The sequence below is a fragment of the Mesorhizobium sp. B2-4-6 genome (assembly GCF_006442775.1).
Classification (GTDB): Bacteria; Pseudomonadota; Alphaproteobacteria; order Rhizobiales; family Rhizobiaceae; genus Mesorhizobium.
Genome location: NZ_VFVI01000001.1, coordinates 309,317 through 323,494, shown reverse-complemented (window position 1 = coordinate 323,494; position 14,178 = coordinate 309,317). Strand labels below are relative to the sequence as shown.

The following is a 14,178-nucleotide window of genomic DNA, read 5'->3' as shown; positions in this document are numbered from 1 at the left end:
ATTCCCGGCTCCGGGTCTAAGACCAAAAGGTGGACTCCTCACCAGAGCGCCCTCGGACGCGGCGCTGCTGGAGCGCATGGCGCGGAATCTCCTTCGTCATGGCGCTGCAGTCGGCGCGCTTCCTGGTCGTGCTACTCATTGGGCCAAGCGTAGCCAAGCTGGTGGCGCGAAACGTCAGGGGCTGATCCGGGCTATCCAATGCCAAGCAATTCCAGGAAAAGTACTCGGCGGGTTCCGTCCGGAATTGCGTAAAAACAGAAAATCGGAGCAGGTCGGCAATCCTGTCGGGATGCTGGTTTGCTCTAAAGAAGCAGGGGAATTGCCGATGAACCGCCGTTTGAACGTCGTCGATCTTTCCGGCCGCATCGCCGTGGTGACGGGCGGCGCGCAAGGCATCGGCCTTGCGGTCGCGCGACGCCTGTTGTCGTCGGGCGCCGGTGTCGCCATCTGGGACGTCGACCAGGCCGCGATGGCCAAGGCCGCCGAACTCGCTTCGCTCGGCCGCGTCGCGGCCCTCCTTTGCGACCAGTCGCAGATCGAGGCCGTCGACCGCGCCGCCACCGAGACCGAGCGGACGCTCGGCCCCGTCGATCTCCTGGTCAACAATGCCGGCATTGCCGGGCCGGCGGCGACGGTGGTGGACTACGATCCCGCCGCATGGCGCCAGATCGTCGATATCGATCTCAACGGCGTCTTCTATTGCTGCAAGCGCCTGGTGCCTGGCATGATCGCGCGCAATTACGGCCGCATCGTCAACATCTCCTCGGTGGCCGGCAAGGAGGGCAATCCCAATGCCGCCGCTTATTCCGCTGCAAAAGCCGGCGTGCTGGCGCTGACCAAGTCGCTCGGCAAGGAGCTCGCCGGCCACGACATCGCTGTCAACGCGCTGACTCCCTCGCCTGCCCGCACCCGCATTCTGGAGCAGCTCACCGAGGCCCAGGTCGCCTATATGCTCGGCAAAGTGCCGCGCGGCCGCTTCGTCGAGGTCGAAGAGGCCGCCGCCATGATCGTCTTCATGCTGTCGGACGAGAACTCCTTCACCACCGGCGCGACTTTCGACCTCTCCGGCGGACGCACGACCTACTGACCGCAAACTCCGGCCTCAGCTGATAACCAGACTTGCGATCCGGTCGCCGTCGAGCGTGAAGGCCATGTCGCCTTCGCCGTTGAAGCCGTTGCCCGTCACGGCGACGCGGGCATGGTAGACGCCGTCGCGTTGCGCGACGCGCACGATGCGAAGGTTGGACTGGACGCCGACATTGTCCGACTGGTTCCACCGCGCGACCCCGTCGCGGCCGTGGAAATCGCGCCCCCAGTCGCTGAGGAAAGCATCGTCGGTAAATGCGGCCAGAAAGGCTTCGGTATCGCCGGCATTGGTGGCTTCGACAAAGCGGCGGATCGCGTCGGGCGTGGTCATCAGTCCAACCTGTGCATGAGGTCGTCATCCAGCCAGCGGCCGAAGAAATAGACAAGCTGCTTGTGCCACCACGGCCAGTCGTGGCTGACGTCCCCGCCCCAATAGTCGACCCAGGCCGGGATGGATTTGTCGCGCAGCACCTGTTCCAGCTCGCGCGTCTCGACCAGCATGCGCTCTTCCCAGGCGCCCTGCCCGCAGCAGAAGATGAGGCGCAGCGCCCTGAGCCGCCCGAGCAGCTTCTGGTCGACGATGCCGGGCAGATAGTCGAGCGGCGAGTTGAAATAGATGTTGCCTTCAAGCGTCCGGCCGAAGAAATCGCGAGCCGAATAGACGCCGGACAGCGAGATCACGCCGCTCGCCAGCTCCGGGAAGCGGAACACGAAATTGGACGAGTGGTAGCCGCCCATCGAGCAGCCGCAAAACAGCGGCTTCAAGGCGCGGCCGCCATTGGACTTGGCGGCGACCGCCTGCAGCTCCGGCAGCGCCTCCTCACGCACATAGCGGAAATAGGCCTCGTGGCGGGCGATGCGATGCGCCGCGTCGGCATGCTTGTTGAAGAAGGATTCCGAATCGATGCCGTCGAGCGTGAAGAGCTGGATGCGGCCGGTGTCGATGAACTCGGCGAGCGCGCCGACGCCGCCGGAATCCTCGAACTGGTAAAAGCGCCCCTGCGAGGTTGGGAACACCACCACCGGGCGCCCGGCATGGCCATAGCGCTTGTATTCCATATCGCGGCCGAGATTGCGGGCATGGCCCTTGTGATAGGAAACGTCCATCGGTTCAGGCCTTTTCCGCGTGGATATAGTCGACCGCCTGGCGTAGCGCCTTCGGATCCTTCGAACGCATCTGGTAGGCGTAATTGCCCATGGCGCGGCTAAAGACCTCTTCGATAGCCTGGTGGTGGACGATCTTGTCGCCGTGGGCGGCTAGCACGTCGGCATGGCTGTGCAAATAGTCGATATGGCGTTTGCGGCTGGCATAGGCGGTGAAATACTTTCCCTTGTAAGGGCCGCCCGCGGCATCCTTGACCACCATGTCGGCCCAGGCGGCGTAGACGTCGATGTCGAACGTGTAGTTGATGGCGTCCGTCATCCAGGCGCCGGGCGGGCGCATGTTGACCTCGAGCGCGATGACGCGCTTGTCCCTGGTTTCGAACAGCTCGATGTGGAAGAAGCGCTCGCGCACGTCGAACGCCTTGAGTATCTTGCGGCCCGCCTCCTCGACCTCCGGGCTGATCTCGGGGAAGCAGGTGTAGCTCATGTGGCGGTCCTTGTTGACCGCATCCATGATGCTCTGGTCGTAGCGGTGACTGGCCGCCAGCACCACCTCGCCGTCGCGGTTGACCAGCCCGTCGAAGGTCACCACCAGCCCTTCGATGAACTGCTCCATGACGAAGGTGACGCCCTCCGGCTTGTCCCTGAAAAACTGGTCGAGCTCCTTGGCGTTGGAGATCTTGAAGGTGTTGGAAGCGCCGGAGCCCGAATCCGGCTTGACCACCACCGGGTAGCCGACACGGCGGATGAAGGTCATGGCACCGGCGCGGTCGGAGCATTTGCGCTGCGGAATGGTCTCGACGCCGCTCTTGCGGAAGAAGGCGCGCATGCGGCTCTTCCGCTTCAAATTCTTCACGAAATCGACCTTGGTGCCGAAGATGTTGAAGTCGGTTCGGATGTTGGCTTCGAGTTCGAGCCAATGTTCGTTGAGCGACTCGAAGCGGTCGATGCGGCCCCATTTGTGGATGAAATGCCCCATCGCCCGCAACACGGCATCGTAATTTTCCATGTCGGCGATGCGGTAATATTCCGAAAGCGCCGTCTTCAGCTTGCCGTTCAAGGTCTCGTAAGGCGCATCGCCGATGCCGAGCACGGTGGCGCCGGCCTTTTTCAGCCGGTCGCAGAAATCCGTGCCGTTGGCCGGGAAATGCGGCGAGAAGAACACGAAATTCATGGGCGACCCCTCCCCGAAGCTTCGCTCGGTAGCGAAGCCTTCGAAGCCAAGTCTGGCGCATTTGCGAGGCGCGGGGAAGAGTACCCGCAACGGCGGCGATATCAGGCAAGGCGCATTCGTCCATGCGTCCCGCTTGCCTCCGCAGGGCCGCTCCTGTAAGAGAGCCGCCATGACCACGCGCGTCCGCTCCGTCGCTTTCTCTCGCATCGGCTTTGCCGACGAGACCGCGCGCGCGCTCGCTTCGACCCTGCTTCTTCTCGGCCTTATCGGCGATCGCCGGGTTCGCTGAAGGAGCGCCCGGCGGTCGGTACCCGCCGCCTCAGGCGCATGCTCCTTGGCAAAATCATAATCAAGCGAACGAAATTCTGGTAGAGGCGACGCTCGCCATCAATCCGCCCAAGGCGAACGCGAGCCGCCCGGAGAAGAGACGATGAACGCACGAGAAGAAGTCCGCGCCGGCGAGGCTGAAGCCGGGAAGCGCGGGGCCGGCCACATGCCGGATGCAGCACGTAAATACCAATCTTACCCGACGGTCGGCCTGACCGACCGTACCTGGCCGAACAAGGTGATCGACAAGGCGCCGATCTGGTGCTCGGTCGACCTGCGCGACGGCAACCAGGCGCTGATCGATCCGATGGGCCACGAACGCAAGGCGCGCATGTTCGCTTTGCTGCTCGACATGGGCTTCAAGGAAATCGAAATCGGCTTCCCCTCGGCCTCGCAGACCGACTTCGATTTCGCCCGCTGGTGCATCGAGGAAGGCGGCGTGCCGCGGGATGTGTCGCTCCAGGTGCTGGTGCAGTGCCGGCCCGAGCTGATCACACGGACCTTCGAGGCGCTTAAAGGGGCGCACCACCCGATCGTGCATTTCTACAATTCGACCAGCGAGTTGCAACGCCGCGTCGTCTTCGAAAAGGACGTCGCCGGCATCAAGCGCATCGCCACCGACGCCGCCAGGATGATCACCGACATGGCGGCCAAGGCCGGCGGCGGCTATCGCTTCGAATATTCGCCCGAAAGCTTCACCGGCACCGAGCTCGACGTCGCGCTGGAGATCTGCAACGCAGTCACCGAGATCGTGAAGCCGACGGCCGACAACAAGCTCATCATCAACCTGCCCTCGACGGTCGAGATGTCGACGCCCAACGTCTATGCCGACCGCATCGAGTGGATGTGCCGCAATCTCGACAACCGCGAGAACCTGATCATCTCGCTGCACCCGCATAACGACCGCGGCACCGGCGTCGCCACCACCGAGCTCGGCCTGATGGCCGGCGCCGACCGCGTCGAGGGCACGCTGTTCGGCAATGGCGAACGCACCGGCAATGTCGACATCGTCACGCTGGCGCTCAACATGTTCACCCAGGGCGTCGACCCCGAGCTCGACTGCTCCGACATCAACCGGATGAAGGATGTCTACGAGTACTCGAACCAGCTGAAGATCGCGGAGCGCCACCCTTATGTCGGCGAACTGGTCTACACGGCTTTCTCCGGTTCGCACCAGGATGCCATCAACAAGGGCATGAAGGCGCTGAAGAAGGCCAACACGCCGATCTGGGAAGTGCCCTATCTGCCGATCGATCCGGCCGATGTCGGCCGTACTTACGAGGCGATCATCCGCATCAATTCGCAGTCGGGCAAAGGCGGCATCGCCTATGTGCTGCAGGCGGACTACGGCCTCAATTTGCCGCGCAATCTGCAGATCGAGTTCAGCCAGGCGATCCAGGCGATCACCGATGCGGAAGGCAAGGAGGTGCCGGCCAAGCGCATCCACGAACGCTTCCTCGAAACCTATGTCGATCAGCCCGGCGCGCGCCTGAAGTTCCTCGACCATCGCACCTATCCCGACACCGAGGTGAAGGGCCGGCGCATGGTCGAAGCGGATATCCTCGACAACGGCAAGGAAGTCACCATCACCGGCTCGGGCACGGGCCCGATCGACGGCTTTGTCGATGCGCTCTCGCGCCATGTCGGTGTCGACATGTCGGTGCTCGACTATTCCGAGCATTCCTTGCAGCGCGGCTCCAACGCCTCGGCCATCTCCTATGTCGAGATGGAATATCCGGGCGGCAAGCTGTTCGGCGCCGGCATCAACACCAATATCGTCGCCGCCTCGCTGGAGGCCGTTGTTTCGGCAGCCAACCGGATCATCGGCGGCTAGGGCGGTGATGGGAAACGATCAGGCTCGGCGGCAGGCTTGACCGGGTAGATCTCTCCAAGCGTGGCGCATTCCAATTTCGCCACGCTTCAGACACAGACGCGAAAAGCCATTCGTTAACCGGCGGGGGAATTTCCGGTGGCTTACGCGAAAGCATAATAGAAGCGTCCTTGTGCGCCGGCGCGAGCGCTATATGATCGCGCCCTAACCTGTGCCGACTTCGGAAGGATCGACACTTGGAGCATGCCCCGCCTGCCGCCCCCGCAGTGCGCGAGACATTGGAGCGACTGCTTGCCAGCGAAACGTTCGGACGCTCCGAGCGTGCACGCAGGCTCTTACGCTATCTGGTCGAACGCGAGCAGGCTGGCCAGGCGGACAGGCTGAAAGGCGTTTCCATCGCCATGGACGTCTTCGGCAAGGACGGCGATTTCGACGCTTCCACCGATGCCGTGGTCAGGGTGCAGGCCGGCCGCCTGCGCGAGCTCCTGGAGCAATACTTCTCCAATGAAGGTGTCGCCGAGCCGGTGCGCATCGCGATTCCGCGCGGCGGCTATGTCCCTTCCTATGAGCTGAACGCGATCCGGCTGGCTGGCAATGCCAGGTCCGCCTCCGGCAACATCGCGCAGCGGCCCGATGCTTTGGCCGAAGCCGCTCCGGCCGCGACCGAACACCTCGACACCTCTGTGCCGAGCGAACCTGCAGCGCTGATGGCGCCGGCAGCACCCGCCCAGTCGCTCACGCGGCAGCTGCGATTCTTCTGGGCTGCCATGGTCTTGGTCATTGTCATGCTCGGCGTGCTCATCGCGCGTCAAAGCAGTGCCTTCCTCAACGGCGGCGACACGACCGCGGCAGTCGAGGCACCGCGCTTGGCCGGCACCGCCGCTCAGCCGACATTCGACTCCCTGCCGCTGATCTACATTGCGGTGAAGGCGGATGGAGCGGAGGCGGCTCGCGTCGCGTCATCGCTGCGCGCCGGGCTTGCCGGTTTCGACACCATCGATTTCATCGGGCGTGACCCGGATTCGACGCGCGATCAGTCCGCCGATCCAATCAGTTTCGTTTTCGAAATTGTCCCTGGGCCTGCTGCCGGCGACGTCACGGTGGAATTGCAGAGCGTCGCGACCGGCCGGGTTCTCCTGTCGCGCAACCTGACATCCGCCGAAAGCGCCCCTGGCGCGGTTGAAAGCAACATCGCCAGCCTTCTCACCTCGACCGTTCCCGCCTCGGGCGCGATCTACAGCTACATTGACCAGAGCGACGTTCGGACCAGCCAGATCGGATGCCTGGTGCTCGACGACCGCTATTATCTAGACATGAGCGCCGCGACCCACGAGGCTGCGTATCGCTGCCTGGAAAAGCTGGTCAGCGAAGGCACCAAATCGTCGCTTGTCTACGCGGAACTGGCCGCGCTCCATGTGGAAGCTGTCACCGCGCACTATGCCTATCCACCGGAAGCGACGCTCGAAAAGGCCATGTCGCTTGCGCATCGTGCCGTCCAGATGGGGCCGATGAGCCCGCACGCGCATCGCGCCTTTGGATACCTCAACTCGCGCCTCGGCAACACGGACGAAGCGATCCGCTTGATGCGCAAAGCTTACGAACTCAACCCGTATGATCTTGGGATGGCCGCCGCCTATGGCTACGGGCTGGTCTTCGCTGGCAAATATGATGAGGGAACGCCGATCTTGGGCCACGCGGTCGAAGCCTTCAGCAGCCATCCAACCTGGTGGGATTATGGCCTGTTCGTCGGCGCCTTCATGCAGGGCGATATGAAGAAGGCCGCGATCGCTAGCGAGTCACTGCGCACGACGGCATCCAAGTCGCACTATCTGGCCGCGCGCCTGATCGGTGCCAAGATTTCAGGGCGCGACAAGCTGGCGGCCGAGCTTGCCAACGAGCTGATCGCCGAATTCCCGAACTTCGTCGCTGACCCGCGCGCGACGTTCGTCGAACGCAAATACCCGGCCGATCTCACCGACCGGCTGGTGCAGTCCTTGCGAGCCGCCGGGATCGGCAACCCGAGCTAATCCAGCCCCGCGCCCGTGTTTGGGCCACACGATTACCGGAGGACGGAAATATGATGCTGTGATCCGGCAAGTATTAGGACATGCTTGCGCGTCCAGCACATGACGGGCGCTGCAGTCGCGAAAATTTTACTGGCCACGGGCCTGGATCGGGAGCAATTCAGCCACAATTTCGAATTGCTACCTGTCTTCTTCACCGTTCCATTTTCATGCTTCCATTCCCTAATGCCATCGAGGGCGGCGCTGGTCCGAAGACGATCGTCTTTCTGCACGGCTTCGGAGCTTGCCGTGAGATTTGGCGTGACGTCATGGCATCGCTGGCGGCCGAAGCGAGAATGTTGGCCTATGATCTGCCCGGCCATGGGCAGTCCCTGGAATGCGAAGGCATGGGCGGCGCCAAGCCGGCCGCGCAGGCCGTCCTGGCCGATCTTGCCGCGCGCCGGTTGGGCAAGGTCCATCTCGTCGGCCACTCCATGGGCGGCGCGATCGCGACACTGATGGCGTTTGCCGACCCCGACAGGGTGGCCTCGCTCACTCTGTTGGCGCCCGGCGGCTTCGGCCCGGAGATCAACGCAGCCTTGCTGCGCCGCTATGCCGCTGCGGCCAGCAGGAAGCAGGTCCGCGCCAGCCTTGCGGCCATGTCGGGTCCGCGCAGCGCGCTGCCCGACCACGTGGTGGATGCGTTGTACCGGATGCGCACCCGGCCAGGCCAGTTGCAGACCCTGATCGATATGGCGGCCGCGATGACAAGGGATGACCGGCAAGGAGTGATCCCCCGCGCGCAGATGGATACGCTTGACATGCCGGTGATGGTTGTCTGGGGAGCGGAGGATCCGCTGCTGCCGGTCGAGCAGGCCGAGGCGCTGCCGTCGCATTTCCACCTGCACCATGTCCTTGACGCGGGTCATATGCTGGTCGAGGAGGCTCCAGACCTGATTGCCGAAATCGTGCGTCGCAACACGCGCCGGCACGGCAGACGGTTGCGTCCGCCTCTGGGCGCGGCGGCGAGCTGACCTCTCCCGGACCGACCTCGAAAATATCCGTAACCCGCCTCGGCCGGACCGCAGCAGTCGCACGACTCGTCGTCGGCAGTGCATTTTGCCTACGATTGTGTTAACTCGCTGTTAACCAACAGCGAGGCAGCCGCCATGAAGGATACAGGCGACAAAGTCACCCCGATCGAGCCGTCGCGGAAGCTTGCCGACGCGGTACGCGACGTCAAGAACGCCTTCGCCGACCGCGACGATGTGATTGTGGAGATGCGCGATGCGCACCGCATGCGCCTCGATCTTCTGGCAACCGAGCTCGCCCCGGTCTTTGCCGATGTTCCGGCCGACATGGACAGCTTCGACTTCGCCGTCTCGTCCGGCCTGCAGCCGCGGCTATGGATCGACGCGGTGAGCCACGTCGCCATGGGACGCGACCGCCGCACCTATCGATTCCTCAAGGATACGCGCATCGGCCGCGTGGTGCTGGCCGAATCGGCCGAACTGAAAGCCATCGCCGATGCGGTGACGCGCTACGTGGCGGAACGTGTCGTCGAGCGGCAGCGCATGATGGAAGGGAGCATGGAGAGCGCCGTTCCGGGCCTGCATCGCCCCATGGTCAAGGAAGCGGAGCCGCCGATCCGGTCCGAAACCCGCCGCGGCAATGGCTGGACGACCTTCTTCGCCGGCCTCGGTCTGATCGCCGCCGGCGCCCTTGTCGGCCTGGCGTTTTCGCTGGCGTTGTTCTGGGATCGCATCGTGCAGATGAAGATCAGCTTCTGACGAGTTCACGGTCCTTCACGACCGGCACGTCGAGATCCATCGTTTGCAGATCCGAAGGCGGCAGCGCCGGCCCCGTCAGGCCGCGCCGGATCAGGCGAAGACGCCAGTCACCCTTTTCGCCGTCGATTTCGAACAGATTGTACTGAGCGGCCGGATGCTTGCCGCCCGGTGCCTGGCCCGCGGCGGCGACCCCGACCACGGGTACCTTGGCGCCACGTGCACCGATGGTGAACAGCGACGGCAGATGCGAATGGCCGTGCAGGACGAGTTCCGCGCCATGCCGGCGAATGACCTTGTGAAAGCGAGCGATGCCGAATAGCCGCTTATGCTGCGGTACGGCGCCGCGCACCGGCGGATGGTGGATCATGATGGCGCGGAACAGCCCTTGTCTCGCCGCGTCGTCGAGAATCTTGCCGAGCCGCTCGGCCTGCCCCTCCATGAAGAAGCCGTTGGCCATGAAGGGCGCGGTGGCGCGTGCCGTGGTGACGCCCATCAGCGCGACATTGCCGCGCACGCGCAGGTACGGAAAGGAATTGCGGTCGACCGGACTGTTGACGCCGTCGCCCGTCATCCACGGAGCCCACGCCCGGCAGACCTTGTCGAAGGCGCCTGGCACATAGGCGTCGTGATTGCCAGGGACCACGGAGACGTCATGCGGCGATCCGAGCGTCTCCAGCCAGTGCTTGGCCATCTCGATCTCGCCATCGAGCGCCAGGTTGACGAGATCGCCGGTGACGGCGAGATGGTCGGGCGCGTTCGCCTTGATGTCGGCGACGATGGTGTCGATCACCGCGTCATGCATATGGCGGCGGCGGTTGCGCTGCCAGTTGACATAGCCCAGCACGCGCTTGGACGCGAGGTCGCGATAGGTTACATCGGGCAGCGGTCCTAGATGAGCATCGGAAATATGCGCGAGCCTGAACATGGCCCCTTCTTAAGCGACGCTGACGAGGCTTTCCACTCACCGTTTGCTGTTCGCCCAAGCAGGTTCCGCAAAAGTGTCCCACGGTTTTGCGGTCAGAACCTGCGAAAAACAAGGAAAGCCAAGCAGATGTTCGTGGGGCAACCCACGAACATCTGCTTGGGGATCGTTGGATGAATCGCCGAACCGATTCGGAAGAGGCATTCCGCCAGACCGGCTGGCCGGGGTTGCGGGCACGGCTGTTCCATTTTTACTTCCTGTTGCGCCGCCCGATGACGCTTGGCGTGCGCGGGCTGGTCTATGACCGCGCCTCCAACTCCGTCTTCCTGATCCGCCACACCTATGTTCCCGGTTGGCAATTGCCGGGCGGCGGCGTCGAGATCGGCGAGACCCTCGAGGAAGCGCTGGCGCGCGAACTGGCCGAGGAAGGCAACATCGCTCTGACCGCGCCGCCGGTGCTGAAGTCGATGCATTTCAACCGCCGCGCCAGCAAGCGCGATCATGTCGGCCTTTATCTGATCGAAGCTTTCCGCCAGACGGCGCCGAAACTGCCCGACCATGAGATCGCCGAGGCGGGTTTCTTTCCGCTCGATCGTTTGCCGGAAAATACGACGCCGGCGACACTTCGACGGATCGCTGAAACTCTTGGAGCCGAATTACCATCCCACTATTGGTGACTTGATCACGGCGATTTTTCTTGCGTTTGAAATTCAAGACTCTATCATTTCTGGAACGCGAGGAAATATGATGCTCATAGACAACATGGAAACGGTGAATATTTGGCGCTACGTTGGAATTTACATTACTATTACAATCGTATTGTATCTCGCATGGATCGCCTTTGTGTATATGGTTCCATCCATGGAGTCAGCCACGGCAACACCCGTTAATCTAGCCATAGTATTCGCATCCACCTCTTTCTCTTACTGGGCATTCATAAAACGACACGGAAGGCTTTTTAAGCGAAATGAGTACTGGAAAATAGTCATATTTTCGACAGCCGCATCGCTGCTGTTTTCAATGGTTTGCCTGCTGTTTTTCAATGGCGGTAGGCATCGCGCCGGTGAGCTTGGAACACGTCTCCATCGGAGCCTGGGTAATGGTTCTGGCAATACTTGCGCCGTTTGGTTTTTGCATCAACGCCATCGGCTTCAACAAACGGTTCGGCAAAAGGTTTTTGAAGGCCAACCGCGGCAGACGGGCTCAACTCGATGCGGAGCCCTTTCAATAACCTGCTCGCGGTCGATGGATTTCAAGCCGCCTTCCTGAACCTGCCCCGGTCATGCGCCGCGGTATAATCAAGCTCAGGCCCTGCCGGAACGATTCCCGTCGGATTGATCGATCTGTGGCTGCCGTAATAATGCGCCTTGATGTGATGCAGGTTGACCGTGCCTGCAACGCCGGGCACCTGATAGAGATCGCGCAGATAGTTCGACAGGTTCGGATAGTCGGCGATGCGGCGCAGGTTGCATTTGAAGTGGCCGACATAGACCGGATCGAAACGAACCAGCGTCGTGAACAGCCGCCAATCGGCCTCGGTGATGCGTTCGCCGGCCAGATAGCGCTGGTTCGAAAGCCGCTCCTCGATCATATCGAGCGCCGAGAACAATTCGCCGAACGCCTCCTCATAGGCTTTCTGCGCGGTGGCGAAGCCGGCGCGATAGACGCCGTTGTTGATCGCCGGATAGACCAGCGCGTTGATCTTGTCGATCTCCGCCCGCAGCACCGCCGGATAGAAGTCGAGGCCGGCATCGCCCCATTCGTCGAAGGCGGAATTGAGCATGCGGATGATCTCGGAGGACTCGTTGTTGACGATGGTCTCCTGCCTTTTGTCCCACAGCACCGGCACCGTCACGCGGCCTGAATAGGCCGGATCGGCCTTGGCATAGATCTGGTGCAGGAAATCGAGGCCGTAGAGCGTGTCCCCGGTGGCGCCGTCCTCGGCTTTGAAGGTCCAGCCGCTTTCGCCCATGAAATGGTGCACCACGGAGACCGAGATGATGTCCTCCAGCTTCTTCAAAGCACGGAAGATCAGTGTGCGGTGTGCCCATGGGCAGGCGAGCGAGACATAGAGGTGATAGCGGCCGGGTTCCGCCTTGAAGCCGCGTGCGCGCCCTTCGGCCGGCCTGCCATCGCGCGTGATCCAGTCGCGCCATTGCGACTCCGTCCGCACGAACCGCCCACCGCTGTCGGTGTTCGGCGCGCGGTCCCGCCATTTGCCTTCGATCAGCAATCCCATGCAAAAAATCTCCCTTGCGGTTGGACATTATCTAGGTTGATGACCGGGCCGGCGAAGCCCTCGGGCGCTGAACAGTTCGTCAAATGACGAAACGGTCGGAGACGGACAAGTTCGTCACGCGAGGCAAAGAAAGCCGGAAAGCACCGATTGCAGCGACACAAAATTGGTGCTAGCGGAAGCGCCCATGTTCGACTTTGCCTCGATCCGGTTCGACCGACGACGAAAGGGCGCCCGCGCTTAAGAAGCGCTGATTGGCGAACGCTGCCGCTTGCAGCAAACCTTCCTCGCATACCGGAACGCAAAGACCATGAGCCTTGCCGACGTGAAATACCTGCCGGAAACCCCGGCGCATGACCCTGAAATCGAAGCCATCAACGACGAGGCCTTCGGCCCGGGTCGTTTCGTGCTTGCAGCCTACAAGATCCGCGAGTCGGGAGGACATGACCGCTCGATGTCTTTCGTCGCCGTCAAGGACGGTACGATCATCGCTTCGGTGCGCATGACGCGCGTGGCAGCTGGCGCCGGACGCGCCATGATGCTCGGCCCGCTTGCGGTGCGCCCCGCCTACAAGAATCTCGGCATCGGCCGCAAGCTGGTCGCGATCGCGCTGGAGGCGGCCAGGAAAGCCGGCGCACCGGCCGTGATCCTGGTCGGCGACGAGCCATATTATGGGCCGCTGGGCTTCAAGCGCTTTCCGCGCGGGCAGATCACCATGCCGCGCCCGGTCGATCTCGACCGCCTGCTGCATCACGAAATCAAGCCCGGAGCCGTCGCTCGCTTTGCCGGCGATGTCTGTCACGCCAATACGGCGAGGGTTGCCGAACTTGCGCCGGCCTTGGCGCGGTCGGCTGCCACGGCGCAGTCGTCGATCGATCCGGCTATGGCGGTTGCGCCTCCCTTGCGCGCCTCGTAGCATAATTCGAATCCTGGGAGGCTTGCATGAACCCGAACGGCCAGATCGCGATCGTCACCGGCGGGGGATCGGGCCTTGGCGAGGCGACGGCGCGCGCGTTGGCGGACAAGGGCGCCCGTGTCGCCATCCTCGACGTGGGCATCGAGCGCGCAGCGAAAGTCGCGGCCGACATCGGCGGCATTGCTGTCCAATGCGATGTCGGCAGCGGCGACAGCGCCGCCGCCGCGATCGCCGAAGTGGTTGAAAAGCTTGGGCCGCCGCGCATCCTGGTCAATTGCGCCGGCATCGCCATCGGCGTGAAGACGATCGGCAAGGACGGACCGCATCCGCTCGACCAGTACCGCAAGGTGATCGAGATCAACCTGATCGGCACCTTCAACATGATCCGCCTCGTCGCCGACCGGGCGGCGAAACTCGATCCGCTCGCCGGCGGCGAGCGCGGCGTCATCGTCAACACCGCCTCCGTCGCCGCCTATGACGGCCAGATCGGCCAGGCCGCCTACGCGGCTTCCAAGGGCGGTGTCGTCGGCATGACGCTGCCTGTGGCGCGCGATCTCGCCCGCTTCGGCATTCGCGTCTGCACCATCGCGCCCGGTATCTTCAAGACGCCGATGATGGCAGGCATGCCGCAGGAAGTGCAGGATTCGCTCGGCGCTTCCGTGCCCTTCCCGCCGCGGCTCGGCGAGCCGTCGGAATATGCGTCGCTCGCCCTCCACATCGTCGAGAACCAGATGCTGAACGGCGAGACCATCCGCCTCGACGGCGCCATCCGCATGGCGCCGAAATAAG

14 protein-coding genes are annotated in these 14,178 nt (G+C 63.0%); 9 read left to right on the top strand and 5 right to left on the bottom strand.

The window, feature by feature from the left end:
• Positions 1 to 337: 337 nt before the first annotated feature.
• A complete protein-coding gene (locus tag FJ957_RS01565; RefSeq protein ID WP_140829465.1) occupies positions 338 to 1,087 on the top strand; it encodes an SDR family NAD(P)-dependent oxidoreductase in 750 nt (249 codons plus the stop codon).
• 15 nt (positions 1,088 to 1,102) lie between these two features.
• Here the strand turns inward: FJ957_RS01565 and FJ957_RS01560 are convergent, their stop codons facing one another.
• From FJ957_RS01560 to FJ957_RS01550, 3 genes are read right to left on the bottom strand one after another with little or no spacing between them, the layout of a single operon-like run.
• Entirely contained in the window at positions 1,103 to 1,417 is a 315-nt protein-coding gene (locus FJ957_RS01560) for a nuclear transport factor 2 family protein (RefSeq protein ID WP_140827770.1), read from the bottom strand.
• The gene (locus tag FJ957_RS01555) at positions 1,417 to 2,193 is read right to left on the bottom strand and encodes an alpha/beta hydrolase-fold protein (protein WP_140827768.1); all 777 of its coding nucleotides are present in this window, start codon (positions 2,191 to 2,193) and stop codon (positions 1,417 to 1,419) included. Before FJ957_RS01555 ends, FJ957_RS01560 begins: the two co-directional genes overlap by 1 nt.
• Positions 2,194 to 2,197: 4 nt before the next feature.
• Positions 2,198 to 3,364, bottom strand: coding sequence for an ATP-grasp domain-containing protein (locus FJ957_RS01550; RefSeq protein WP_140827766.1), 1,167 nt, complete (start codon positions 3,362 to 3,364; stop codon positions 2,198 to 2,200).
• Between the two features lie 430 nt (positions 3,365 to 3,794).
• Between FJ957_RS01550 and leuA the strand changes: the two genes are divergently transcribed.
• The 4 genes from leuA (at position 3,795) to FJ957_RS01530 (ending at position 9,315) form a co-directional block, all read left to right on the top strand.
• Positions 3,795 to 5,525 carry a 2-isopropylmalate synthase gene (leuA, locus tag FJ957_RS01545; RefSeq protein ID WP_140827763.1) on the top strand — a complete coding sequence of 577 codons (1,731 nt, stop codon included), beginning with the start codon at positions 3,795 to 3,797 and terminating at the stop codon, positions 5,523 to 5,525.
• Positions 5,526 to 5,758: 233 nt separating this feature from the next.
• A complete protein-coding gene (locus FJ957_RS01540; RefSeq protein ID WP_140827757.1) occupies positions 5,759 to 7,549 on the top strand; it encodes a tetratricopeptide repeat protein in 1,791 nt (596 codons plus the stop codon).
• Positions 7,550 to 7,755: 206 nt separating this feature from the next.
• Positions 7,756 to 8,559, top strand: coding sequence for an alpha/beta fold hydrolase (locus FJ957_RS01535; protein ID WP_140829463.1), 804 nt, complete (start codon positions 7,756 to 7,758; stop codon positions 8,557 to 8,559).
• A 135-nt stretch (positions 8,560 to 8,694) separates the two neighbouring features.
• The gene (locus FJ957_RS01530) at positions 8,695 to 9,315 is read left to right on the top strand and encodes a hypothetical protein (protein ID WP_140827751.1); all 621 of its coding nucleotides are present in this window, start codon (positions 8,695 to 8,697) and stop codon (positions 9,313 to 9,315) included.
• On the opposite strand, the gene FJ957_RS01525 is transcribed toward FJ957_RS01530, so the two are convergent.
• Positions 9,305 to 10,240: a metallophosphoesterase gene (locus FJ957_RS01525; protein WP_140827744.1), complete on the bottom strand. Its 936-nt coding sequence runs from the start codon at positions 10,238 to 10,240 to the stop codon at positions 9,305 to 9,307. The genes FJ957_RS01530 and FJ957_RS01525 overlap by 11 nt on opposite strands.
• Before the next feature lie 170 nt (positions 10,241 to 10,410).
• On the opposite strand from FJ957_RS01525, the gene FJ957_RS01520 reads away from it, so the two are divergent.
• Entirely contained in the window at positions 10,411 to 10,914 is a 504-nt protein-coding gene (locus FJ957_RS01520; RefSeq protein ID WP_140827739.1) for an NUDIX domain-containing protein, read from the top strand.
• A 365-nt stretch (positions 10,915 to 11,279) separates the two neighbouring features.
• Positions 11,280 to 11,468 (top strand): hypothetical protein, encoded by a 189-nt coding sequence (locus FJ957_RS32115; protein WP_140827736.1) that lies wholly within the window; start codon positions 11,280 to 11,282, stop codon positions 11,466 to 11,468.
• Positions 11,469 to 11,489: 21 nt separating this feature from the next.
• Here the strand turns inward: FJ957_RS32115 and FJ957_RS01510 are convergent, their stop codons facing one another.
• Positions 11,490 to 12,476 carry a glutathione S-transferase family protein gene (locus tag FJ957_RS01510; protein ID WP_140827734.1) on the bottom strand — a complete coding sequence of 329 codons (987 nt, stop codon included), beginning with the start codon at positions 12,474 to 12,476 and terminating at the stop codon, positions 11,490 to 11,492.
• Between the two features lie 307 nt (positions 12,477 to 12,783).
• Here FJ957_RS01510 and FJ957_RS01505 point away from each other — a divergent pair, with 307 nt between their 5' ends.
• Positions 12,784 to 13,389: an N-acetyltransferase gene (locus FJ957_RS01505; protein WP_140827732.1), complete on the top strand. Its 606-nt coding sequence runs from the start codon at positions 12,784 to 12,786 to the stop codon at positions 13,387 to 13,389.
• Between the two features lie 26 nt (positions 13,390 to 13,415).
• Positions 13,416 to 14,177, top strand: coding sequence for a 3-hydroxyacyl-CoA dehydrogenase (locus FJ957_RS01500; protein WP_140827730.1), 762 nt, complete (start codon positions 13,416 to 13,418; stop codon positions 14,175 to 14,177).
• The last annotated feature ends 1 nt before the right edge of the window (position 14,178 follow it).